The 24785-nt window shown below is 43.6% G+C and carries 20 protein-coding genes and 4 tRNA genes; 10 read left to right on the top strand and 14 right to left on the bottom strand.

The window, feature by feature from the left end; genetic code table 11:
• Window positions 1–47: 47 nt before the first annotated feature.
• Window positions 48–1376, bottom strand: a complete 1329-nt coding sequence (locus AC5FX4_RS03450) for a tetratricopeptide repeat protein (protein WP_493605116.1) — start codon at window positions 1374–1376, stop codon at window positions 48–50.
• 159 nt (window positions 1377–1535) lie between these two features.
• On the opposite strand from AC5FX4_RS03450, the gene AC5FX4_RS03445 reads away from it, so the two are divergent.
• The gene (locus AC5FX4_RS03445; RefSeq protein WP_493605115.1) at window positions 1536–2306 is read left to right on the top strand and encodes a substrate-binding periplasmic protein; all 771 of its coding nucleotides are present in this window, start codon (window positions 1536–1538) and stop codon (window positions 2304–2306) included.
• On the opposite strand, the gene AC5FX4_RS03440 is transcribed toward AC5FX4_RS03445, so the two are convergent.
• Entirely contained in the window at window positions 2303–3145 is an 843-nt protein-coding gene (locus tag AC5FX4_RS03440) for an arylamine N-acetyltransferase family protein (RefSeq protein ID WP_493605114.1), read from the bottom strand. The two genes, AC5FX4_RS03445 and AC5FX4_RS03440, sit on opposite strands and share 4 nt — an antisense overlap.
• Before the next feature lie 142 nt (window positions 3146–3287).
• On the opposite strand from AC5FX4_RS03440, the gene AC5FX4_RS03435 reads away from it, so the two are divergent.
• Window positions 3288–3755 (top strand): GNAT family N-acetyltransferase, encoded by a 468-nt coding sequence (locus tag AC5FX4_RS03435; protein ID WP_493605113.1) that lies wholly within the window; start codon window positions 3288–3290, stop codon window positions 3753–3755.
• 712 nt (window positions 3756–4467) lie between these two features.
• On the opposite strand, the gene tuf is transcribed toward AC5FX4_RS03435, so the two are convergent.
• From tuf to murB, 8 genes are all read right to left on the bottom strand, one after another.
• Complete coding sequence (gene tuf, locus AC5FX4_RS03430) at window positions 4468–5652, bottom strand: elongation factor Tu (protein ID WP_152087331.1); 1185 nt, start codon at window positions 5650–5652, stop codon at window positions 4468–4470.
• Between the two features lie 127 nt (window positions 5653–5779).
• Window positions 5780–5855: transfer RNA gene (locus AC5FX4_RS03425), tRNA-Thr, on the bottom strand.
• Between the two features lie 12 nt (window positions 5856–5867).
• A tRNA-Gly gene (locus tag AC5FX4_RS03420) sits at window positions 5868–5942 on the bottom strand.
• Between the two features lie 45 nt (window positions 5943–5987).
• A tRNA-Tyr gene (locus AC5FX4_RS03415) sits at window positions 5988–6072 on the bottom strand.
• Window positions 6073–6118: 46 nt separating this feature from the next.
• Window positions 6119–6194: transfer RNA gene (locus AC5FX4_RS03410), tRNA-Thr, on the bottom strand.
• Window positions 6195–6315: 121 nt separating this feature from the next.
• A complete protein-coding gene (locus AC5FX4_RS03405) occupies window positions 6316–7020 on the bottom strand; it encodes a type III pantothenate kinase (protein ID WP_493605112.1) in 705 nt (234 codons plus the stop codon).
• Entirely contained in the window at window positions 7017–8009 is a 993-nt protein-coding gene (gene birA, locus AC5FX4_RS03400; protein ID WP_493605111.1) for a bifunctional biotin--[acetyl-CoA-carboxylase] ligase/biotin operon repressor BirA, read from the bottom strand. Before birA ends, AC5FX4_RS03405 begins: the two co-directional genes overlap by 4 nt.
• Complete coding sequence (murB, locus tag AC5FX4_RS03395) at window positions 8002–9015, bottom strand: UDP-N-acetylmuramate dehydrogenase (protein ID WP_493605110.1); 1014 nt, start codon at window positions 9013–9015, stop codon at window positions 8002–8004. Before murB ends, birA begins: the two co-directional genes overlap by 8 nt.
• Window positions 9016–9146: 131 nt before the next feature.
• Between murB and AC5FX4_RS03390 the strand changes: the two genes are divergently transcribed.
• The gene (locus AC5FX4_RS03390) at window positions 9147–10994 is read left to right on the top strand and encodes a M1 family metallopeptidase (protein ID WP_493605109.1); all 1848 of its coding nucleotides are present in this window, start codon (window positions 9147–9149) and stop codon (window positions 10992–10994) included.
• Window positions 10995–11024: 30 nt separating this feature from the next.
• On the opposite strand, the gene AC5FX4_RS03385 is transcribed toward AC5FX4_RS03390, so the two are convergent.
• Window positions 11025–11624 (bottom strand): DUF2057 family protein, encoded by a 600-nt coding sequence (locus AC5FX4_RS03385; RefSeq protein ID WP_493605108.1) that lies wholly within the window; start codon window positions 11622–11624, stop codon window positions 11025–11027.
• 143 nt (window positions 11625–11767) lie between these two features.
• Between AC5FX4_RS03385 and AC5FX4_RS03380 the strand changes: the two genes are divergently transcribed.
• The 4 genes from AC5FX4_RS03380 (at window position 11768) to AC5FX4_RS03365 (ending at window position 18795) form a co-directional block, all read left to right on the top strand.
• Window positions 11768–12139 (top strand): histidine triad nucleotide-binding protein, encoded by a 372-nt coding sequence (locus tag AC5FX4_RS03380; protein ID WP_493605107.1) that lies wholly within the window; start codon window positions 11768–11770, stop codon window positions 12137–12139.
• A 229-nt stretch (window positions 12140–12368) separates the two neighbouring features.
• Window positions 12369–13025, top strand: coding sequence for a helix-turn-helix transcriptional regulator (locus tag AC5FX4_RS03375; RefSeq protein ID WP_493605106.1), 657 nt, complete (start codon window positions 12369–12371; stop codon window positions 13023–13025).
• Between the two features lie 110 nt (window positions 13026–13135).
• Entirely contained in the window at window positions 13136–15295 is a 2160-nt protein-coding gene (locus tag AC5FX4_RS03370) for an ATP-binding protein (protein WP_493605105.1), read from the top strand.
• Between the two features lie 212 nt (window positions 15296–15507).
• The gene (locus AC5FX4_RS03365; RefSeq protein WP_493605104.1) at window positions 15508–18795 is read left to right on the top strand and encodes a methyl-accepting chemotaxis protein; all 3288 of its coding nucleotides are present in this window, start codon (window positions 15508–15510) and stop codon (window positions 18793–18795) included.
• 31 nt (window positions 18796–18826) lie between these two features.
• Here AC5FX4_RS03365 and AC5FX4_RS03360 read toward each other — a convergent pair whose 3' ends face one another.
• Together AC5FX4_RS03360 and AC5FX4_RS03355 are read right to left on the bottom strand one after the other, a co-directional pair.
• Complete coding sequence (locus tag AC5FX4_RS03360; RefSeq protein ID WP_493605103.1) at window positions 18827–19612, bottom strand: amidohydrolase; 786 nt, start codon at window positions 19610–19612, stop codon at window positions 18827–18829.
• Window positions 19600–20694 carry a methionine aminotransferase gene (locus tag AC5FX4_RS03355; protein ID WP_493607764.1) on the bottom strand — a complete coding sequence of 365 codons (1095 nt, stop codon included), beginning with the start codon at window positions 20692–20694 and terminating at the stop codon, window positions 19600–19602. The genes AC5FX4_RS03360 and AC5FX4_RS03355 overlap by 13 nt, the downstream gene beginning before the upstream one ends.
• A 155-nt stretch (window positions 20695–20849) precedes the next feature.
• Between AC5FX4_RS03355 and AC5FX4_RS03350 the strand changes: the two genes are divergently transcribed.
• The 3 genes from AC5FX4_RS03350 to AC5FX4_RS03340 are packed head-to-tail and all read left to right on the top strand — an operon-like array spanning window position 20850 to window position 22686.
• Window positions 20850–21458 carry a methylthioribulose 1-phosphate dehydratase gene (locus AC5FX4_RS03350; RefSeq protein ID WP_493605102.1) on the top strand — a complete coding sequence of 203 codons (609 nt, stop codon included), beginning with the start codon at window positions 20850–20852 and terminating at the stop codon, window positions 21456–21458.
• A gap of 2 nt (window positions 21459–21460) precedes the next feature.
• Window positions 21461–22147 (top strand): acireductone synthase, encoded by a 687-nt coding sequence (mtnC, locus tag AC5FX4_RS03345; RefSeq protein WP_493605101.1) that lies wholly within the window; start codon window positions 21461–21463, stop codon window positions 22145–22147.
• The gene (locus AC5FX4_RS03340) at window positions 22144–22686 is read left to right on the top strand and encodes a 1,2-dihydroxy-3-keto-5-methylthiopentene dioxygenase (RefSeq protein ID WP_493605100.1); all 543 of its coding nucleotides are present in this window, start codon (window positions 22144–22146) and stop codon (window positions 22684–22686) included. The genes mtnC and AC5FX4_RS03340 overlap by 4 nt, the downstream gene beginning before the upstream one ends.
• A 65-nt stretch (window positions 22687–22751) precedes the next feature.
• On the opposite strand, the gene AC5FX4_RS03335 is transcribed toward AC5FX4_RS03340, so the two are convergent.
• Window positions 22752–24737 carry an alpha/beta hydrolase family protein gene (locus AC5FX4_RS03335; protein ID WP_493605099.1) on the bottom strand — a complete coding sequence of 662 codons (1986 nt, stop codon included), beginning with the start codon at window positions 24735–24737 and terminating at the stop codon, window positions 22752–22754.
• Window positions 24738–24785 lie beyond the last annotated feature (48 nt).

Here is a 24785-nt window from a genome sequence, read left to right as displayed (position 1 = left end):
AAAAGGTCGGCATTGCCGACCTTTTTACTGCACAAATCACTTTAACCTTACACACCATATAACGTACGCATAGCTTTGTAATCAATGCCAAATTGGCGTTCAAACCAACTGTTCACATAGCTATCTGAAGGGGCGACTTTGGCACAACGGAGTACATTTTCTGCATCCGCTTCGGCATATTGATTATGACAATACTGATTAAGCCATAGCTGCTCAAGCTGCTCATCGAAGTTAAATGTGAGCTGTGACAAGTAGCTCGACATTGTTTTACTTTGATCCAAAAATTGTGCGATCTGTGGTTTTAATTCCGCCTCGTCGAAATTGGCACTATGACTGGTTGTTTGATTACTTTGGCTATCCATGTATTGGTTTGACAACAGCATGCCAGCCAACTGGCCTTGATAACTTAAACGCACCGAGTAGTTCTCTCGGTAATCCACGACAGGATAGATATAAACACGCTCCACTTCGACTTCGACTTGCTCACTGCTGTTATTCGGATCAGGACGATATTCATTGACCAAATAACGCTTTTCTTGCTGCTTATGAATACTGTCCCGTTTGTAGTCAACATCCGCAAGCATATTCAGCGTCAGGGTATTCGCACCTTTGGGCGAGTACCAAAGGCTGCGCTGAAACCTATCCTTCAGTTCACTGACAGTCCCCTCTACAAGCTGCTGGTGCGCGCGTCTGTTTGGTGTATTGAGCTGTAATTGCTTATTAAAAACCACACTACGAAAGCGGCTTTCATCAACGCTATCCACTTTCAATTGCTTTTTAGTTTGCCATACCGAACAGTATTTTTGGGTCAACTGTTTAAGATAAAAGCGTTGACCATACACCTGATTGGCCAATTCATCGCACTTGTGTTGTGCCAGCTGCGCTAATGTTTGCTGATAGCCGTGTAACTGAGGCGATAGCTGCGTATTTGAAATTAAGAACGCGTATTTGTGCTCAAACCAACGGAATTTATCGGGAAATTGGCTCGCAGCTAGGTCTTGTGCGTGCTGACGCAAAAACTGGCCCGCATAGCCCACTTCTTCATGCTGTGTAGCCGCTTGCGCCCCCATCGTTTCCAAATGCCACTCACTTTGATTGCGCAATATGGTTTCTAATTTATCTGCCGCTGCAACATGATTGGACGCCAGACGCAACATCCGCACTTCAATTAAGCCTCGGTCAATGATCTTATGCCTTGCTTGTGTTAAACGCTGCTGCGCTTCCACGTCGTTTGCATCTTCATTTAATGCTTGTTGATAGAAGTCAGCAGCCTGCTGGTACATCCCCTGCTCATAGAGCTTATCGCCCTTTTCAACTAGGCTTGTGCAGGCGCTCATGAACACTACCGCAGCCATCAATACACTAATTCGAGTCATACCGCTTTAATCCTTTTTAATCTCAGTCTCAAGCATAGAAATCATTGAAATATGGTTTCATTGTATCCAATTAAGGCGCAATTCGCGATGCATAAAATACCGTCATTTTGTATCAGTTTGACTACGCTTAGTAAACCACCATCACATTTTGGAATGCTTATGCCGCATCGGGGTTATTTTTTCATTACTTTATCCTTATTGGTTGTAAATTTCATAGCTTCAGCCAATGAAAAAAATGCACCCATTCATGTCTACACTGAAGACTTTCCGCCCTATCAGGAGTTTTTAGGGCCTGGCAAAATTGGCGGCGTCGCAACTGAATTTGTTGATGCTTTATTTAAACATGTGGATATGAATTACAAGATTCATGTACTTCCTTGGTTTCGTACCAACCATGTAGTCAACCATACCCCTAACGCACTGATTTATTCTTTGGCTAGAACACATGAACGCGAAAAGCTGTATCGCTGGATTGCGCCATTATGTGAGATCAAGGTCTCATTTTATAAGCTCAAAGCGCGTAAAGATATTCAAATCAATAGCCTTGAAGATGCGAGAAAATACGTGGTCGCCGTGGCGTCTGGGCAACCAACAGAGCAACACCTTGTCGAGGAAGGGTTCAGCCAAGAAGATAATTTGGTGATTTTGGCCAGCCATGAGCAAGGCGCACAAATGCTCAATAAAGATAGGGTCGACCTGCTTTATGGCGCGGATTTATTTATAAAAAATATACAAGATGCCTTAGGTAGAAGTGGTGAATGGGAGCGGGCTTATGTTTCCCCCCATCTAAGTAAGCGCATGTATTTGGCTGCAAATATTAATAGCGATGACGCGTTGGTCAGAAAGCTGCAACAAGGCTTCAAAGAAATCAATCAGAAGCTCAATACCGCAGCGCGATGTGCACAAGCCATGCAGCAGCACGCCAATTAGCTGGCCTGCTGCGCAAAACGCTTGATGACTTTATCAAATACAAACTGGAGTGATGCAAATTGCGCATCAATGTTGAAATAGTCTTTTAATAGCTGTTGTAGCTGCTCTGGCTGCACAATTTCCGTCTCCACTTGTTCACCGGTGTGTTCGTTCAAGTGATTAAAGTGCAAGTTTCGGATCAAATAGCGGTGGCCATTTTCAATACGCGATACCACTAAATTATTCACAAACGCGGCCTCTGGGTGTTGATGACTATAGAAATGCCCAACTTCGCAATCCCCTTCAAATACCTGCGCCAAATCGATTTGATACAAGCCTAAAAGCTCCGGCTTGGTCATGGCGATGGTCGCGTGAGATGACGTACGAGTGACTTGGTAGCAATTTGGCCCTTGGCTCAATGTTTGATTTTGATCAATTGCGATTGGCATAACGGGCGCTTTAACACCAAACCCCACATCAATTGCGTAGGATTTTCCAGCATAAGTTAATAAAGTCACTCGGTGTGTACGAGGATTATCGCTTTTGCCGTTGAGCATAACGCGTGCTAAAGCAGGCCTCACTTCATAGCCCAGTGCCGCCAGTGTTAAAAACATGATTCGATTGTGCTCAAAGCAGTAGCCTCCCTGACGCTTGTCAATCAAACGCCCGAACAAAGACTCCGCATCTAGCGTAAGATATTGTCCTTGCATGGCATTAATACTGCTAAAGCTATAGGTAGCAAGATGTTGCTTTTGCAGTTGCTCAACAAATTCAAAGCTGCCAACGGGTGCGAGAATTTGCAAGCTATTTAAATAACGAGTCATATATTCGGGTATTATGTGATGATGCATATCTAACATTCTGAGTTCCTTGTTGCTTTTTTTAGCTTCGAAACAAGATAAAAGCTCAAGTTAAGTTAAGGTCAAACATTTTTTGTACCTTATTTAAAAATAAGGCACACTGCTCTACAACTCAATAATTAATTCTTTAATTCAACCAATTATGAAATTAGACACTCAACGACTTATAATAAGAAGTGCCGATGTCAACTTTGCTGACGCAGTCGCGTCGTTTTACACCACCAATAAAACCTTTTTTGCCCACTCCCAACCCGCTCGTGATGCATACTTTTTCACTGCTGAGTATTGGCATGAGAATCTCACCCATTTGAAAACGAGCTTTGAAAATGACACCCAATATCAGTTTTACCTGTTTGCTAAGCATGATCCCAATACCATCATTGGTCAGATTTGCATTTCAGGTATTCAAAGAGGCCCATTTCAAGCCTGCTTTGTTGGCTATCAACTTGATAAACAGCACAATGGTTTCGGTTTGATGCATGAAGCTCTGAGCCGCGTTATTGACTGGTTATTTAGCGAAAAGCATCTCCATAGGATCATGGCGAACTACGTTCCGACTAATGAAAAAAGCGCGTCGCTTTTGAAAAAGCTCGGGATTACTTGTATTTAAACGGTCAATGGCAAGATCATATCTTAACCGCACTTGTGAATGATGAATTAAGTGTAAAGGGCTAACGACAGCGAACGAAGTGAGAACGTTTCCTTTACGCAAGGTGAAATGAGCTAGTTTAACTACTGCCGAGGAAAATGACCTCTAAGAGAAACTCTCACCGTCGGAAGGCGCTTCGCTTATACCGACCTACAAACATAAAAAAACCCGAGATCTAAACTCGGGTTTTTCTAATGCTTTATGGCATATACGTTCAAAAGTTTAATGACAAAGCGCGAAGCATTTACATTCCTTTTGCGCAAGGTGATTAAGGTGTAAAGGGTTAACGACTGCGAACGAAGTGAGAACGTTTCCTTTACGCAAGGTGAATGTCGTGCAAAAGTTTAATGACAAAGCGCGTAGCGCTTACATTCCTTTTGCGCAAGGTGAAGCAAGCCAGTCTAACAACCGCTGAGGGACTCACACCGTCGGATGGCGCTTCGCTTATGCCGACTACAAGAGCCAAATTTCAGGCATTAAAAAAGGCCGCATCCTTTATCAGGAAACGACCTTTTTTACAGTGTTACTGCAATCTAAAAATTATTCTACGATTGTAGCTACAAGCACCTACTTACCCTGTAGAGAGCGCCACCTTCACCGTACACTAGATACAAAAAACCCGAGCCTAAGCTCGGGTTTTTCTAATGCTTTGTGGCATTAACTAAAGTTAATATTACTCAACGATAGTTGCTACAACACCAGCACCAACTGTACGGCCACCTTCACGGATAGCGAAACGTAGACCTTCGTCCATCGCGATTGGTACGATTAGGTCAACAGTCATCTTGATGTTGTCACCAGGCATTACCATTTCTACGCCTTCTGGTAACTCAACGTTACCTGTTACGTCAGTTGTACGGAAGTAGAACTGTGGACGGTAGCCTTTGAAGAATGGCGTGTGACGACCACCTTCATCTTTAGAAAGTACGTATACTTCTGAAGTGAACTTCGTGTGTGGAGTGATTGAACCAGGCTTCGCTAGTACTTGACCACGCTCAACTTCGTCACGCTTAGTACCACGTAGAAGTGCACCGATGTTCTCACCCGCACGACCTTCGTCTAGAAGCTTACGGAACATCTCAACACCTGTACAAGTTGTCTTCGTAGTGTCTTTGATACCTACGATTTCAACTTCGTCGTTCACGTTGATGATACCAGCTTCAACACGGCCAGTTACAACAGTACCACGACCCTGGATTGAGAATACGTCTTCGATAGGCATGATGAATGGCTTATCGATGTCACGCTCTGGCTCTGGAATGTAAGTATCTAGTGCTTCTGCAAGCTCAACAATCTTGTCTTCCCACTCTTTCTCGCCTTCTAACGCTTTAAGCGCTGAACCTTGGATTAGAGGTAGGTCATCACCTGGGAAGTCATACTCAGAAAGTAGTTCACGTACTTCCATCTCTACTAGCTCTAGAAGCTCTTCGTCGTCAACCATGTCACATTTGTTCATGAATACGATGATGTAAGGTACACCAACCTGACGTGAAAGTAGGATGTGCTCACGTGTTTGAGGCATAGGACCGTCAGTAGCCGCAACTACTAGGATCGCGCCATCCATCTGTGCAGCACCAGTGATCATGTTTTTAACATAGTCAGCGTGTCCTGGACAGTCTACGTGTGCGTAGTGACGAGTTGGCGTGTCATACTCAACGTGTGAAGTTGAGATTGTGATACCACGCTCACGCTCTTCTGGAGCGTTATCGATTGATGCGAAATCTTTTGCTTCACCACCGTATACTTTTGCAAGTACGTTAGTGATTGCTGCTGTTAGAGTTGTTTTACCGTGGTCAACGTGGCCGATTGTACCTACGTTTACGTGCGGTTTTACGCGTTCAAACTTTTCTTTTGCCATGACGGAACCTATCAGTTTTTGTGTATCTAGATTACATATAAAAATAACCCGCAATACGCGAGCTAAGATTATTCTTTCAATAATTTAATGACAAATCAAAGGAAGTATATGAGAAGATTCAAAAGACTGGTGCTGATAGGCAGATTTGAACTGCCGACCTCACCCTTACCAAGGGTGCGCTCTACCAACTGAGCTATATCAGCACACCAGAATACTGGAGCGGGCAGCGGGAATCGAACCCGCATCATCAGCTTGGAAGGCTGAGGTAATAGCCATTATACGATGCCCGCTTTAGGAACCTGTTCTTAACTACCTCAGAACCGTCAAGAATAAAGTGGTGGAGGGGGCTGGATTCGAACCAGCGAAGGCAGTGCCGTCAGATTTACAGTCTGATCCCTTTGGCCGCTCGGGAACCCCTCCACGAAAAATTCTTTCCTAAAGCAACTGCAATTTGCAGTGTAAAAAATGGTGCCGACTATCCGAGTCGAACGGATGACCTACTGATTACAAGTCAGTTGCTCTACCAACTGAGCTAAGTCGGCACTGCTTTAGTACGGGGCGAGATTCTAAGGCAAGGTTCCTAGCGATGCAACAACAATCTGCAAAAAATTGATAAAATCTTGTTTAAGTGCTCATATTTACGTCAAAAAGACATAAAAGCACCTAAATTTGTGCGTTTTTACGCCAAAAAAGCAGTCCGTGTAATACGAGATGTTCATGAAATTCGCTTTCACAATTAAGTTGTTGGGAGATAAACGCCCCATATCCACCAGCACAAACCACACGATACCGCTTAGTCTCCGCTTTTAATAGCTCAATACCGGCGTAAACAGCTCCCAAAGTGGCAACCAATGCGCCGTTTTTAACTGCATTTGGTGTATTTTTGCCTAGCTCTTTAGAAAATTGCGTTTGTTCATCACTGAATACTTTTTGGGTATTATTCACCAAACTGTCAATCATCATATCAAGACCCGGTAAGATCCATCCTCCTAGGTGCTGACCATTCGCATGTAACACATCGACTTTGCTGGCAGTGCCTGAGTCCACGATCACGCAATGCTGATTGGGATATAAATAGTGACAAGCCACGACAGTCAACCAGCGATCAATTCCGAGGTTTTGAAATTGCTCATAGGCGCATTTTACGTTACCCAATTGGGGGGTTACTTTTGCATGTATTACTTTGATACCTAACTGGCTGGCTTGCTGCTCAAATGGCGCCAGTAACTCTGATTTACCCACCTGCGCCACCAGCACTTCTGAGATATGCGCCCATTGCAGTGCATGCTCATCAACAAAGTTGATCTCACCTTGATGCTCCAACGCCAATTTGATGGCGGTATTGCCCACATCAATCAATAACCTCATTCAGCTTCTTTCCTCAATGAAATTTCACCACCATAGTAGCTTTTTAGCTCACCATCTTGACGAAGCACCACACCCCCTTGCGCATCAATCCCTTCACATATACCTCGCCATTGTCGCTGCCCGGTGCTCAATGTCACCACCTCACCCGCAAACGCATTCAGTACATTCCACTGCGCGGTCATATGTTGCAAACCCGATGTTTGATATTGCTGTAATCTCGCAGCTAAACATTGTGTCAAAGTCGCAACTAACTGGTTTTTGTCTAATGCCCGGGTATGCGTAAAAAGGTCCGTCCATGGTTGATCGATATGACTGGACGCCCCCTCTGGCATCAGTAAATTAATACCAATGCCCATGACTAAGTGACACGGCCCTTCTACTTGACCATCTAGCTCTACAAGTACACCCGCTAGCTTCTTGCCATTTAAATAAATATCATTAGGCCATTTAAGTGATACCGTTAAATCATACAGCGCGTTTATCGCATCATGTACCGCCAATCCAACCGCAATCGACACACCCATCGCAGCTTGCAAACCATCATCTAATCGCCAGTAATAACTGTAATACAAATTTGCACCAAAAGGAGACTGCCAAGTACGGCCACGGCGACCCCGTCCAGCTTGCTGCATTTCAGCGACCAGCACTTGCCCAGAGACGAGATCTTGCTTGCTCTGCACTCGTCGCATCAGCTCACTATTCGTTGAATCAATAATGGCTTCCACTTCAACAGGGTTTGTACAATTCACTTGAGCGAGACATTGCTCAATTTTACTTTTGTCGAGCAGGAGTAAGCTTCGATTTAAACAATACCCTTTGCCACTCACAGTAAAAATATCAATGCCCATGTCTTGCAAGGAGTTGATATGTTTAGATACCGCCGCACGGCTGATCCCCAGCTGTTTCCCTAGCATTTGACCGGAAACAAACACACCTTGGTTCAGCGCCTTAAGTATGGCTAGCTTATTCCCTTGTGGCGCTTTAGTCATCGCTGACTCCCTGTAAGTGAATTTCTCGGTCGTGTGCTAACAATCGCACCTCGTGCTCTAGCTTAACAGCAAATTTTGACCATACCTGTTGTTGAATATGCTCAACCATTGCTATGAGCTGCTTGGCATTACCTGCGCCTTTATTGACTAACACCAAGGCTTGTTTGTCATACACCGCTATATCACCAATTTGATAACCTTTTAACCCAGCTTGCTCTATCAGCCAGCCTGCCGCTAATTTACTATGTTGTTCGTCGACGGGGTAAACTGGAATATGTGGATAGATATGTTGTAGCTTTTCCACCTGCGCCACTGCAACTATCGGGTTTTTGAAAAAGCTACCCGCATTGGCAAGTGCATTGGGGTCTGGCAGCTTACTTTGGCGAATTTTAATGATTTCATGGCACACTTGCTGCGCTGTTGGTGACGAGTCCTTAAGCTGTTGCAATGGCCCATAATCAAGTACAGGTTGCCATTGTTTATTGATTGTCAAACCCACTTTGGTGATCACAAACGCGCCCTTTAGCGCATGCTTAAAGATGGAATCTCGATAAGCAAACGCACATTGCTGTGGTGTTAAACGCTCAATTTGGCCGGTTCGATTGTTAAAACCCTCAACATAAGCCACAAATTGCGCCAATTCGACACCGTATGCACCAATATTCTGCACTGGGGCAGCACCCACATTGCCCGGGATCAATGCTAAATTTTCAAGCCCTGCAACGCCTTCATCAAGTAAGTGTAAAACTAACGCATGCCAATTTTCTCCCGCTCCCACTTCAACTAGCCAATGATGCTCATGCTCAACAATTGCGCGTCCCGCAATTGCCATCTTAATGACGGTCCCAGCAAAGTCATCTAAAAATAAAGTGTTGCTCCCCTCGCCCAATAGACAAAAAGGCACAGAGAAATCGATATCTAGCAATTGTTGCCAGTGTTCAATCGTGACGAGTTGGTGACATTGACTTGGAAGTGCAAAAGTATGGAGTGACTGCAAAGCTTGCACATTTAGGGCCTTAACGAAAATTATATTATGGATAGTTTACCCTATCGTAAAACTCAGCGCATCCATGTGTGATCTTGTGCTCAAGCATGCTATAACATGCGCTCTTACATTCCATAATGAGCAAGGATATTATGAAATTAACCGCCTTCGCGACCAGCTTAGCACTGGCCGGACTCTCACATACAGTCATGGCAACACAAGCTGTCGACCAGCATACTTATGCCAACTTAACTGATGTTATCTCAACCCATTTGTATTTAGACTTAGACGTCGACTTTGCTGATAAGCAGCTCGAAGGCTTCGTTGAACATACATTAGCGTGGCAAAATGCCAACGCAAGAAAGCTCGTACTTGATACTCGCGACTTAGATATCAATAAAGTCATCTATCAAGGAAGCAATGGTCAGTGGCATAAGGCTAAATTTACCCTTGCAAAACGTGATGATGTAAAAGGCGCAAAGCTCACCATCACCTTTAATGAACAAACAAAAAAAGTACGTATTTACTATAACAGCCTGCCTCAAGCCTCAGGTTTGCAGTGGTTAACACCAGAGCAAACGGCAAGTAAAACGCACCCGTTTATGTACAGTCAATCTCAGGCCATTCATGCCCGTAGTTGGATCCCTGTACAAGATACCCCTGCAATGCGCGTCACCTACTCAGCGCGTATTCACACACCAGAAGATGTACGTGCAGTGATGAGTGCAGACAACACCGGTGCGCTTATTAAAGATGGTGATTACTTATTTGATATGCCACAAGCTATTCCACCTTATCTTATCGCCATTGGTGCAGGTAACTTAGAATATAAAGAGATGTCGCACCAAACCGCCATTTTTGCAGAGCCACAGATCCTGGATGCGTCAGTTGCCGAATTCAATGACACGCAAACCATGATAAACAAAACCAATGCAATGTATGGTGAATACGCATGGGGCCGTTATGACTTGCTCATGCTGCCGCCTAGCTTCCCATTTGGTGGCATGGAAAACCCACGCTTGTCGTTTATCACACCAACGGTTGTAGCGGGTGACAAAAGCCTAGTAAACCTAATTGCCCATGAACTCGCTCACTCTTGGTCTGGTAACCTGGTGACTAACGCAACATGGGAAGACTTATGGCTCAACGAAGGTTTTACTTCATACGTTGAAAACCGCATTATGGAAGAAGTTTTTGGTCGTGAACGCGCAGTCATGGAGCAAGCACTCGATGCAGCTGGCCTACGTGAATTGTTAAAGACCATTGCTGAGCCAGATACACGTTTGAATCTAAAACTAAATGGCCGCGACCCTGATGATGCATTTAGTTCAGTACCTTATACAAAAGGTCAACTGTTCTTAATGTACCTAGAAGAAAAGTTTGGACGTGAGAAGTTTGATGTATTTGTCAAAGAATACTTTAAGACTTACTCATTCAAATCCCTCACTACCGCGGAATTTGTGCAGTACTTAAATACCAACCTGCTGCAAAAATACCCTGGTATCGTGAGCTTAGAAAAAGTCCAAGAGTGGATATTTGAGCCTGGACTACCTAGCGATGCACCAAACCCAACGTCTGACGCGTTTGACAAGGTCGACGCGCAAACACAGGCGTGGCTGAAAAATGAAAAAGCCCTCAGTGAACTGCCTACAGCTCAGTGGTCGGTACACGAATGGCTGCATTTTATTAACAACCTACCTCGCGATCTAGACTTAACACGTATGGCTGAATTAGACGCAGAGTTTAACTTAACCAACTCAACCAATGCAGAGCGTGCCTTTGCGTGGTATATGCTGGCGGTAGGCAGTGGTTATGAAGCAGTCTACCCGGCACTAGAAAAACACCTAACAACCATCGGTCGTCGCAAACTGATTGTTCGTTTGTACAAAGCGCTTGTGGCAAATGGTAAACGTGACTGGGCCCATGATGTGTATGAAAAAGCACGCCCTGGCTATCACTCGCTGGCGCAAGGAACGATAGACGCGATTTTTGCGAAGTAAGCTGATAACATCGTTAATTTAAAAGGGCCATTATTGGCCCTTTATTTTTGCTAAAAAGGCTGCGCGTTGGGCGTCATTGGCTTGTTGCCACCAAAACTCGAGCATGGAATAAGCATCGGGATGTGCAATACCTTGCTGTATCGGCCTGCTCTTAGGTGCAGGTTTGCTGATTGGCGTTGTTGCGACTGGCCGTGTATTAGACTGCTCACTGGCAAGTGAATAAGCCGTCAGTGGTGCTAGTTTGTATACATTATTTTGTGGCGTTGTAACACTTGCTGCAGGCTTACTAATGAACTGCTTAGCCGCACTCACTGAGTCAGGACGTTTGAAAGTTACCTGGTAATCACCTTCATTTTCAATCTTTAACGATACCCAGAAAGGTTCAGACTCAACCACTTCATGTTCATCATAATCGAGTTCAAACAAATCACTGTATTTCAACTTCAGCGCATATTCACCAGGAGATAACTCCAGCTCCGTTGTTTTACTAAACAACGAGTGCTCAATCATTCGTTCATTCACCTGCAGCGGATAAAGCTCATTTGAAAATTGCACAGTGGCAGCACTGACCGCCGATATATTCAGCATGCTCAGTACACCAATGAACACCCCATATCTTTTATTATTCACACTTGTTCCTTACTTGCCCTAAATTCATCGTTCCAGTTTGACAGTCCGAATAAACTTTGTCATTAGTGTAACCATTAAACCTTAGTATACTCACTTTGAACCTCCATCTATTGATGGACAAAGATAAATTAGTAGGATCTAACATGACTGACAGTACCATTTTCGACAAAATAATCGCCAAAGAAATTCCCGCTGATGTGATTTATGAAGATGAACACACCCTCGCTTTTAAGGACATTAATCCGCAAGCCCCTTTTCACGCTTTGGTGATCCCCAAACAACGTATTGTCACCATCAATGATGTGAATGAAGATAATGCCCACCTAGTTGGCAACCTTTACGTTGTTGCGGCAAAACTGGCTAAAGAATATGGCTTTGCGGAAGATGGCTATCGCGTCGTCATGAACTGTAATGAAGATGGCGGACAGTCGGTATACCACATCCATTTGCATGTATTAGCTGGTAAAACAATGGGATGGCCGCCTTATCAAGATAACAAGAAAAAATTAATTTAAAGTATTCTTTGTTAACTATTGTAAACAGTTAAGTTATTATACTGAAAACCAAAATTGTTTTTAGATCAGTCGCTTAAGGTATGCCGTGTTGCTAACCGGCACTTTGTATAGGTCCATGCACTTGGATATATAGCAAATACTTCTATGACTTAACCAAAATACTAATACAAAAGGGCGGAACCTCATGTTAGCATTAAAACAATCAGTTTGAAGAAGAGTGTTAGCATCAATGAGCAGTTCTGCCTTTTTGTTATTAGACAAAAACCCAATCAATACCATAGGAATTAACGTCCTTCAGCCATTGCTGAAAACGCAAGGGTTGGAAGTCACAACAAGTACAGAGATTGAAGACGTACCTGAAGGTACCCGTATATTGTTTATTGAAACGGCAACAAATGACGCTTGGGGCACCTTAAAAGAGCAACTCACACGTTTAAAAGTTAACTGTGACATTGTACTATTTAACTTAGATGAAAACCCTGAGCTCGCGAATCGCGCATTACTTAGTGGTATCCGTGGCGTTTTTTATACGACTGATAATGCAGATGTGCTTATGAAGGGTATTCGCTTGCTGATGGAAAATCAGCTTTGGTACCGTCGTGAAATTATGTGTAATGCACTTAATCGCATGCTGCAGTTTAACAAAGATGCACTGCATAAGCTCACTGAAGGTGATATTGAACCTGTCAAATTGACTAAACGTGAAAAAGCCATTATTTCGTTAATGAGTAAAGGTGCGAAGAACAAAGAAATTGCTGAAGACTTGAATATCAGCCCACATACGGTTAAAACGCATCTTTATAGCGCATTCAGGAAAACGAAGTGCCGTAACCGTATCGAGCTTCTTTCATGGGCCCAGCAAAATATTCCCGATGAAATTCGATAACGTCAATTTTTAACAACAGCCGCTCATGCGGCTGTTTTGTTTCTTTACTCCCATCGCACAAGTCTCTATGCTAGCTAGTTAAGTACCTCATTCATAAAATAATAAACGTCATGTTTGATCCAAAAACTTTGTACATTACCAGTGCAGCCATGATGGCGATGATGGTGTTACTCAACTTTTTAACGTGGCGAACCAACAAAGATACTCCTGGTACTTTACTTTATATTTTCTATCCTTTAGTTTTGTTTGCGGCCATCATTGGCTTTTCAATTCACAGCCAACTTAACATGTGGCAAACCATTGGCTGTGCTAATGCTCTGTTGTTTACCGCTTCAATTATTCATTGCTTTGCGATTTCCCAATTTTTGAACTATCAAGGCGCTGAACTAAAGCTATTTTTAAGCGTGACGGCCGTGCTGTTTGTCGGCTTAGTGTACTTTAGTGTTATTGACGATCACCTGAGATATCGCATTCTTGTTTCTGATTTACAGCATATTGCAGAAACCATCTTCCTTCTGTATCTATTTTGGCGTTTTGCACGACCGCTTTACCCCAACGGAACGATTGTTTACACCATCATTTTGATGCTAGTCATGGTTGCCTTTACTGCCCGCACTTTCTTAATGGAAGAAGTCACACCGTTTACTTTGCTTGACGATAACTGGTTTGTGACAACCTTGTTTATCAATGGCGTACTGGCACCTATTTTTTATGCCACCGGTATGGCTTTGCTCTGCAACGAGCGAAGAGAACTCAACTTAAATCGACTCACAGCTAAAGCACAGAAAGATTTAGAGATCCGAGGGCTCTTCTTATCCACCATTAGTCATGAAATTCGCACGCCCCTAAATGGCATTTTAGGCAGTGCCCAACTGGTACTTAACCGCACCACCAATCACCGTAACAAAGCATACTGTGAAGCCATCATTAACTCGGCAGAATCACTGAACTTGCTCATAGACAAAGTGCTTGACTACGCCAGCTTAGATCAAAGTGATGAAGCGCTGTATGAGGAAGATGTCGAGCTCAAAAGCTGGCTCAATAATCTCTGCCTGCTACTAAGTCCGCTCGCCGAGCAAAAGAAACTATCATTCGAATTAGTCTATGATTTACCCGATCAGGCCTGCTATTACTGCGACCAACAAAAACTTCGTCAAATAGTGATTAACCTAGTCGGTAATGCCATTAAATTTACCGACAAAGGCTGTGTGCGGATCCGTGTTGAGCTGGTTGCTGAAACCAATATGAGTCATACTGTTCGGTTTAGTGTTATTGACTCTGGCCCTGGTATAGAAAAAGAAGATATCGACAAACTCACAGAACCCTATGTGCAAAGCAGTGCCGGTAAAACCAAAGGGGGCACCGGTCTGGGTTTAGCCATCACAAGTAAATTACTAGAGCGTTTAGGTAGCCAACTACAAATACAAAGTGAAATCGGCCAAGGTAGTGCTTTCAGCTTTGATGTGACATTGGCCTTAGGTGAACTGAGCTTAGTAGAACAAAGACATCATAACCCTGACTGTTTGCTAGGGTTAAACGTCCTACTAGTGGAGGATTTGGATTTAAACCAAAAGATTGCCATTGAGTTTATGGCAGCCGACGAACACAAAGTGAAACTAGCCACTGATGGTAAGAGTGCCATTCAATTACTTCAGCAGCATCAATTTGATGTGGTACTGCTGGATATGAACTTGCCAGATTTAACCGGGCAAGAAGTCATGCGCCAGCTGAAAAACATTGAACACAAAAACAAACGCACGCCATTTCTTGCTTTCACAGCCAGTTTAAGTCCAGATGAAATAAAAGAATATTTAACACTCGGCATTAAAGACATTGTGGGCAAACCAATTAAACAAGAAAAACTGCGACAAGCGCTCAGTGACTCACAAACCGCACAAAAACCAAATATAAGCGTGGAATTGTCTGACACGCTGTACGATGAAACCGCTGTCAATTCACTGAAAGGCGGCTTTAACGAAGATGAAATTTCATCGGTATATAACGAATTCGTACTCTCGGCACGCAATAAGCTCATTCATATCCAGCAATTGCAAGGCGTTAATAACGAACAATGTATAAAGCTATTGCATCGCCAAGCAAGTACCGCACTGCAGCTAGGTTTTAATCGCTATGGATTAGAGCTCAAAAAAATAGAACGACGCCTACTCGATGGTAAATGCAGTGACACAGAGCTGACTCAAGCTATGACATTATGGCAACAAAGCTTAGAGACATACCTCGGTTTTGTGCGAAAAAATACCTTAGGATAACGAACGATTCGGCCGCATAAAATTTTATTTGCGGCCAACTTTAAGCTATCTGTTTGTACCAGCAACTTATTATTATTTTTGCATCAATTAATCAACCTATTATCCGATAAAAGCGACGAATTTATCTAGACGAGAACGAGAACTGTTCTAAACTTCATAGGTGTTTGCCGTTTTGATTTACCCTTTTCAACATAGGTAACAAGGATTATGTGATGCGCCAGTTATTTCAGTACTTAACCACTTTGAACTTGAGTAAAAAGCTCACCATCGCATTTTTACTCGTCGCTTTAGTGCCAATTACATTCATTATTTCAATCGCTCTATATCAAGCATCAACAGCACTTCAGGCCCAGTCTTACGCGCAACTAGAAGCGGTAAGTGAAGTAAAAAAGAACGCGATTATCAGGCATTTTCAAGACCTAGATGACAAACTACAGATGCTCGCTTCAAGTCCCCATACTGCCAGCGCTGTAAAAGCATTTACGTATGCAATCGCCAACCTTGATCCGCCAACTTTTGTGCCCTCGGCACTCAGTCATTTTTATGCCGATGAGTTTTCAAATAAATTTATCGCGGAAAACCCAAGCACTATCCCGCCAACAGATCTCGTCGATAAATTAACCCCAGAAGGCATTGAGCTGCAAAATCGTTATATTGCCAACAACACCTTTGTGCTTGGAGAAAAAGACAGCTTGATTTCAACAGGTCATGAAGATAGCTACGATAAGGCCCATCAGCAATATCATGGGTATTTTCAAAAAATTGTACAGAGATACGATTTATACGATTTATTCCTCATCGACAATGACACTGGCATGGTGACCTATTCCGTTTTTAAAGAACTCGATTTCGCAACTTCTTTAATCAACGGCGCATTTGCACAAAGCAATCTAGCGAATGTTTTCAACAAGGCAAAGCAGCTACCTGAGGGTCAGAATTATGCTTTTGTTGACTATCAAATGTATCTACCCTCATACAATGCTCCGGCAAGTTTTATTGCCGCACCCATCGTTATTGATGGGGAAAAAACCGCGACATTGGTATTTCAAGTATCCGTTGCTGCACTGAACAAGATCATGACTGAACGCGAAGGCTTAGGTGAAAGCGGCGAAACTTACTTGGTCGGACAGGATGGTTTAATGCGCTCCGACTCGTATTTAGACCCAATTAATCATTCGGTCGTCAACTCGTTTAAAAACCCTTCGTCAGGGCGGATCGACACTGAATCATTCAACCTCGCTATATCCGGTGAACAAGGGCAAAAAGTCGTCATTGATTACAACGGTCAACCAGTCCTTTCAGCCTATACACCGATTAATGTTCTAGGCGTTCAATGGGCATTGCTCGCTGAAATAGATGAGAAAGAAGCCTTTTCAGCGGTAAACAAGCTAACGAAGTTACTCGCTATTGTTTTAGCCGTAAGTTTGGGGGTGATTGTTTTCGCCGCTTTCTTGTTCGCTCGTTCGTTAACAAAACCCGTTCATCAACTCGTTCACACCATGCGTCGCGTGGAAGATGAGGGGGATTTTTCGCTTCGAGCGCCTGTTTCTTCCAATGATGAAATTGGTGACTGTGCCAATGCTTTCAACTTCTTGCTCGATGCCTTGCAGTTGTCAATTACAGAGACTAACCGTGTGATGAATACCATGGCCAAAGGCTGTTTTTCAGAACGCATCGAAGCAGACTGTAAAGGGGAATTAGCGACCTTAAAACAAGCGACTAATCACTGTGCGCGCACGTTAGATATTGCAATCGGTGAGATAAACACCGTTGTAAAGGAAATGTCAGAAGGGCAGTTTGGCGGTCAATTGCAAGCCACGATGTCTGGGGATCTTGATAAGCTGAAAAGCAATGTGAATTACACTTTGCGCGCGCTCGACAATACCATGGATGCCATCGTCCACGTGATGGAAAATGTTGAACAAGGTAATTTTAAAGAACAAATTGATGTTGACGCAGGTGGCAAACTAAACCAATTGAAAAATAGTGTAAACAACTCGGTTATGAGCTTATCAGGTGCAATGGATGACATCAGTATGGTCATGAATGCACTTAGAAATGGTGACTTTTCACAGCGCATCTCACTACCACTGCAAGGACAGTTAGAGGCGCTGAAAGACGATATCAACTTTAGCGTGGCAAACCTCGCCGACATTATGCTAGACATCAGTAATGTGATGGCGTCGGTCAGCCAAGGCGACTTCAAACACACGGTGAATTGTGCTGCCAATGGCCAACTTGGTAAGTTAAAAGAAGACATTAATTTATCTATTGAGTCTCTCGATTGTGCCGTCAGTGAGATTTCATCGGTAATGACAGCGATTAGCTTCGGTCGTTTTGACAGAACAATTACTTCGCCGATGACAGGACAACTTGATAATTTAAAAACAGATATCAACCGCTCTGTAGGTAACCTAAATCAAGTTATAGCAGAGCTAGGAAGTGTGATGGCTGCGATGTGCCAAGGTAACTTCAGCCTGCAAATTAGATCTGAATTACAAGGCGAATTGTTACAGTTGAAAAATGACGTCAATGGCTCAACCGCGATTATCAACGACGCGATCTGCGAAGTAACGCAAGTGCTTAGTGCATTGGCTAAGGGCGATCTCACGCATTCTATTCAAGGAGAATACGAAGGCGTATTTGCAACCTTGAAGGGAGATGTAAATGCAACCATTAAAAAACTCACGGAAGTCATAGAAGGCATCCAGTTATCGGCAAACAATGTGTCGCAAAGCGCTTCTGAAATCGCTGACAGCAATACGGAGATCAGTGCCCGTACGGAAGAGCAAGCCGCCAATTTAGAGGAAGCCAGTGCTAGCACCAGCAATATGCTTGATGCACTCACGAATGTATCAAAACGCTCAGGTGTGGCAGTACAGCTCGCCCACAAGGCGGAAGACACGGCTAAAGAGGGGGGCGCATTGTCAAAAGATACTGTTGCCGCCATTGATGAAGTGGAAAAAGCCAGTAAAAATATCAATGAGATTGTCTCAGTGATTGATGGCCTTGCCTTCCAAACTAATTTATTGGCGCTCAATGCCGCAGTTGAGGCAGCAAGAGCGGGAGAAAACGGACGAGGCTTTGCAGTCGTAGCTAATGAAGTACGGGAACTCGCGGGGCGTAGCGCAGCATCGGCTAAACAAATCAAAGAAATTATCGCCAATAGTAACGATAAAGTGGGCCAAGGTATTGAAATGGCGAATAGTTCTGGTCAAAAACTTGACCATATTGTTGCAGCCGTCGCAGAGGTCAGTGATACCATAGTCAATATCAATAAGTCGACCGTCACTCAGCAACAAGCAATTAAAGAAGTTGATCAAGTCGTACAACGTTTAACTGACTTAATTCAGGAGAATTCGGCCATTACCGAAGAAACCATGGCCGCAGCCAAACAAATGGCAGAGCAATCACGTGAGATGAAGCGACTACTCGACTACTTCAATCTCGACAAACAAACGCCCAACGCGACTTTGCTGGTACACCAATTTAACGCGTAACAAACAAGGGCCCGCAGCGGGCCCTTGTTGTTTAAACTAATTTAAATTCGTCGGCATCAAGATAAGCTGGAAAATGAGCTCGATACTTGTTTAACTCATCCAAGCTAAGGGTGACGATATTCAAGCTCTCCACATCATCACTTGCTTGCATCAGAGGTTGGCCTAAAAAGTCATAAGCCGCCGTGCCACCTGAATGTGCAACCCCTTTACCATCTTCACCAACTCGCGTGCACCCTAGCACATAGCTTTGATTTTCTATCGCACGGGCAATAAGCAAATGATCCCAAGCATAACGTCTTGCCGCGGGCCAATTTGCAACATTCACCATCACATCATAGTCGTTACGATTTCTTTGAAATACGGGAAATCTCAAGTCATAACATACCTGCGGCAGAATTCTAAATCCGTTGATGGTGTAGATTTCACGAACTTGACCCGCACCAACGTGATCACCTTCATTGCCCAAACGGAACAAATGGCGTTTATCGTAAAACTTCACTTGCCCATCAGGCCACACCCAATAAAAGCGATTTCGCTTTTTCTCTTCAAACTGAACCAATACCGAGCCCGCGACAACCGCATTTAAGCGTTTTGCCGTTGTTTTCATCCAATTTAGCGTATCGCCATTTTCCGCCGTCTGCGCAACGTCTAAGTCAATGGCAAAGCCTGTTGCGAAGGTTTCAGGCAACAGCACCAAATCTACCTGTCCACATTGTGACAAAAGCTCATCTAAGTGAATTAGATTTTGTTCAACGTTACACCAATGAATATGGGTTTGTAACAAAGCAACTTTCAACGTGTTTTCTACAGTTGACATAATTTGTTTGCAGCCTCTAGCAAGGTTGAAGTTTCCTTTGCAAAGCAAAGGCGGATCACAGTGTCATTCACCGGGGTTTGATAAAACACACTCAGTGGAATAGCCGCTACGCCGACTTCTTTGACGAGGTATTCACAGAACTCAGTATCAGCCTGCTGCGATATGTCAGAATAATCAAGCAGCAAAAAGTATGTGCCTTCGCTCGGTAAAATCTTAAAACGACTGTTAGCAAGCGCTGCGATTAACGTATCTCGCTTTTGCTGATAAAACAGCGCCAACTCGCCAACATGCTCTGGCTGTGCCTTTAGCATATCTGCTAGAGCTAACTGCGCCGGCGTAAAACTAGAAAACGTCACATATTGATGGATTTTTTTAAATTCAGCCATCAAAGTCGGCGGCGCAACACAGTAACCCATTTTCCAACCAGTACAGTGAAATGTTTTACCAAAACTGGATACCACGAAACTGCGCGCAAAAAGTACGTCGTCCGACAAAGCACTTAAGTGCGCTTGGCCATCAAAAGTAATATGTTCATACACTTCATCGCTTATCAGTAGCAAATCGTGCTTTACCAACAAGCTTTTTAACGCGGCCAAGTCGGTTTGTTTGAGCACCTTGGCACTGGGGTTGTGTGGGGTGTTGATAATCAATGCACGCGTGTTTTGCGTAATAGCATTACTCACCAACTGCCAATCAATGCTGTAATCGGGTGCACGTAGCGCGATATGCACAGGTTTCCCCCCTGCCAATTCAATCGCTGGCGCGTAGCTATCATAGGCAGGATCAAAAATGATAATTTCATCCCCTTGGCGCGTGATTGCTTGTATTGCGACAAATAAGGCTTCGGTCGCGCCACTGGTCACGGTGATCATACTTTGTAGATCAACATCACGGTCATAACAGCGGTTTACCAGATTGGCTATTTCTTGTTGTAATGCTGGCACGCCGGATGAGGGAGAATATTGATTTAATCCCTGCTCGCTATAGTGAGCAAGCTGTTGCTTGAGAAAATTTGGTGCATCAAATTCAGGAAAACCCTGAGATAAATTAATGGCTTGATATTGATTAGCCAGTGCTGTCATCTGACTAAAAATACTGGTGCCTACGTGCGGTAATTTACTTTCCAATGTCCGTCTCTCTTTGATGATGGTGCAAAACTAAAAGCAATGGTATTATTACACAAATAGATGTATAGCCGTCTAAAATATTTTTTAGCTTTAACACAAGGTAACACAGGATGAACAGTGATGCTGCAAAATCAGCGCTCATCGAAACGGGTCAATGGGTAAGCCAGCGTGGTTGGGTACCCGCCACAGGGGGCAACTTTTCGGTTAAAACAGACACTGGTTTTGTGGTCACAGCCAGTGGTCACGATAAAGGATACTTGCATAACGAGCATTTTTTGGAATTGGATGAACTCGGCACGATTTTGCATGGTGCAGGCAAGCCATCGGCGGAAACTGCCCTCCACTTAAAGCTATACCAACTTGTACCCAGTACAGAATGCGTATTGCATACGCATTCCGTTGCCGCAACCGTCTTATCAAGGTATGAACAAAGCAATGTACTGTCTATCAATGGCTATGAAATGCAAAAGTCCCTATCCGGCATCGCAAGTCATCATACCCCTGTAAATATCCCTATTTTCGACAACGATCAAGACATTGACAGGCTTGCAAAGCTCGTCGCCGAATATCACAACCACAATGCTGTGACTCATGGTGTACTTATCCGAGGCCATGGCCTCTATGCTATCGGCAGCAGTGTCAGTGAAACTCGACGTCACATCGAGGGGTTAGAATTTTTATTTGCGTGCGAATTAGAGCGCATAAAATTGGAGAAGTAACCGTGATCAAAGCGATTTTAACGGACATTGAAGGCACAATTACCCGCATATCTTTTGTAAAAGACGTGCTTTTCCCTTATGCGGCGAAACATTTGCCCGATTTTGTTCGTGAACATCAAAATAACGCCCAAGTTAAAGCGCAAATTGAAGCGGTTAAGCAGGAGCTAAAAGATCCAAATGCAGATATTGATGCTGTCATTAGCACTTTGCTTACTTGGATTGCGGAAGATAAAAAAATAACACCACTAAAACAGCTGCAAGGGTTAGTCTGGCAATTTGGTTATGAAAATGGTGACTTTACGGGGCATTTATATGACGATGCCCACCAATTTTTGACGCAGCAGAAAGCGAGCGGTCGTCAGTTGTATGTATACTCTTCAGGCTCTGTCAAAGCGCAACAACTGTTATTTGCACATTCAGACTTCGGTGATATTCGTGAATTATTTAGTGATTTTTTCGACACTCAAGTGGGTGCAAAACAAGACCCTGACGCATATCAAAATATTCTCTCAAAACTACCTTACAAAGCCGAGCAGATCCTCTTTTTAAGTGATGTGGTTGCTGAGCTGGATGCCGCCAAAGAAGTCGGTATCAAAACATTACAGCTTTTCCGAGATGGACAAGTGACATCAAACGCACACCCTATCGTCAACAACTTTACCGAATATGATGAAGGAACACTACTGTGAGCCAGTTAAGTATTTACCACGAAAGTACGCCTAATACACTGTTTGAAAAAGAAAATGAGCCAAATGCAATTGCCGAAAAACTGGCACAACAAGGCGTCCGTTTTGAGCAGTGGCAAACAGCAACAGATACCCACTCTGACATGTCTCAAGATGACATCATCTGTGCCTATCAAGCAGATATAGACAGGCTCAAAGCACAAGATGGCTACCAAACCGTGGATGTGATCTCATTGGCAAAAGGCAATCCAAATGCTGCAGAGCTTAGAGAGAAGTTTTTATTTGAACACACTCACTCAGAAGATGAAGTGCGCTTTTTTGTCAAAGGACAAGGGCTTTTTTGCTTACATCTTCAAGGCAAGGTGTATCAAGTGCTATGTCAGCAAGGGGATCTAATTTCTGTGCCTGCAAATACCCCGCATTGGTTTGATATGGGAAGTGACCCTGAATTTACGGCAATTAGGCTGTTTAACAACCAAGAAGGTTGGGTTGCTCAAGGTACAGGCTCTGATATTGCAAAACAATTTCCTCTGCTCGATTAATCTAAAAAAAAGCAGCAATTTACGTTGCTGCTTTTTCGTTTCATATTGCATTGTAGAACGGTGTTTTAGAGCTTTAGGTGTTGTGACAAAAACGCGAGTACTTTCTCATAATATTGCGTTCTGCTTGTCGCGGTATAAAAGCCATGCCCTTCATTCTCAAGCACATAATAGCTATAATCTTTGCCCTTCTTTTTCAAAGCATTCACTAGTGACTCGGCTTGTTCAATAGGCGCTTTCTTATCTTCACCACCATGTACAATAAACACAGGAACTTTCAATTTATCTACGTTATAGCTGGGTGAAATAGCACTTAACTTGGCAGGTTCATCGCCGAGTACTTTCTTCAGATAACTCAAGCCAGCGTCACTTTCGGATAGCTCGCCTGCTTCAAACATTTTAGGCAAGTCGTACATCCCCATGACCCCAACGGCGCATTGAAACATATCAGGCTCCAAAATTGCGCTTTGCAGTGCCGAGTACCCACCAAAGCTAGCTCCCATAATGCACACGCGCTTTTTATCCGCAATGCCTTGATCAAATAAGAAGTTTACGCCATCAATGATATCGTGCTGAACGGCACCGCCCCAATGACGATAACCAGCCTCTTCAAACTCACTGCCATAACCACTCGAGCCCCTATAGTTAACCTGAAGCACCGCAATACCGCGACTGGCCAACAATTGCACCTGAGGATCAAACTCCCAAACATTTCGCTCATCATGTGGACCTTGGTGAGGCAATACAACCAAAGGCAGATTTTTCTTATCTTTGCCTTTAGGCACCGTTAAATAGCCATGGATTGTTAGTCCATCTCTCGATTTATACTCAATGGGTTCCATCGCTGACATTTGCGCAGGATCCACCCATTTTCTGCTAGATGCGAGATATTTAAGTTCATTCTTTTGTGTATCAAATAGATAATAATCTCCCGGATTGACGTCGCTGTGTGCCAACACAATAACTTTACTACCATCCGTCGTGGCGCTAATAATTTGTACTTGATTTCCGGGGATAGAGGCGAGCAATGATTTTAACTGCGCGCTTCTAGCTATGTTGTCTGCGGTAAACGCATAAGTTGGATAACCCTGTTCTAACTCAATCGCAAATAAACGTTTATCGACTGGATCAACCCATAACTGGGAAGGGTCAACTTTTTTATCTTGGAAAATCAGCTTAGTTGCACCACTTTTTAAATTTAGAGAATACACGCCCTGAGGCTGTCCATTGCTCGAACCCGAGATATAGGCATTGTCACCGGTTTCATCAAATGCATGGACTTGAATCTTGGATAATTTTTCTGATAACTGTAGCGCTTTCCAATCTGACTTATCTGCGGTGCGTACAAAGATACTGTCTTGCTCAAAGTCTTGTGCAGAAACGGCAATTTTAACTTGCCCTTGGTTATCCGTTAAAAAGCGGCCTTTTCTATTCGGAGCGGCCGCAACTTTTCGTCTTTTTCCCGTATTCACATTCAGTTCGTAAACGATGGCGACCGATTCTGTTAACATGTTATCGGGTAACATCTTATCTGAAGATGCCCAAGGGTAGCTGACGATCAGCGCCTTGTCTTCTTCATCTACGAGAGGGTCCAGTAAGTAAGAGGTTGCGCGCAGCGCTGTCGCTTCTCTCACATTAGACCCCGTTTTCATTTTGCCACGATAACCAATTAAATACTCGGAGCGACTGCCATCGGCATTAATCCCAAACAGTTCGCCATAATAGTTCGGCTTTGCTTCCCACCCGTCAACATATTGCTTTTGAAGCACAACCCGCTCTTCATTCACCCACTCATAATCACCGACTTGGCCATTATCTGGAAAATTGACAACATGCAGCACTGTAAACTTGTTTAACTCTAAAAAGATAAGCACATTCTTACCCGCGTGCTTAGAAATGAACGCCAAGTATTTGCCCGTTGGTGAAATTTTTACTTGATTGTATTCGCGCTCTTTACTGAACGTTTCGATAGGTAGAGGTTTACTCGCGTAACTTGGGGTATTGAACAAAACCGCCCCCAATATCACACTGACCATGATTAGTATTTTTTTCATTATTTTTCTCATCCGTTAGTAATAAATTGGTGGGTAACTACATTAAAA

It is taken from the genome of Pseudoalteromonas sp. ATL1 (assembly GCF_058933015.1).
This window is presented reverse-complemented; position numbering and strand designations above follow the sequence as displayed.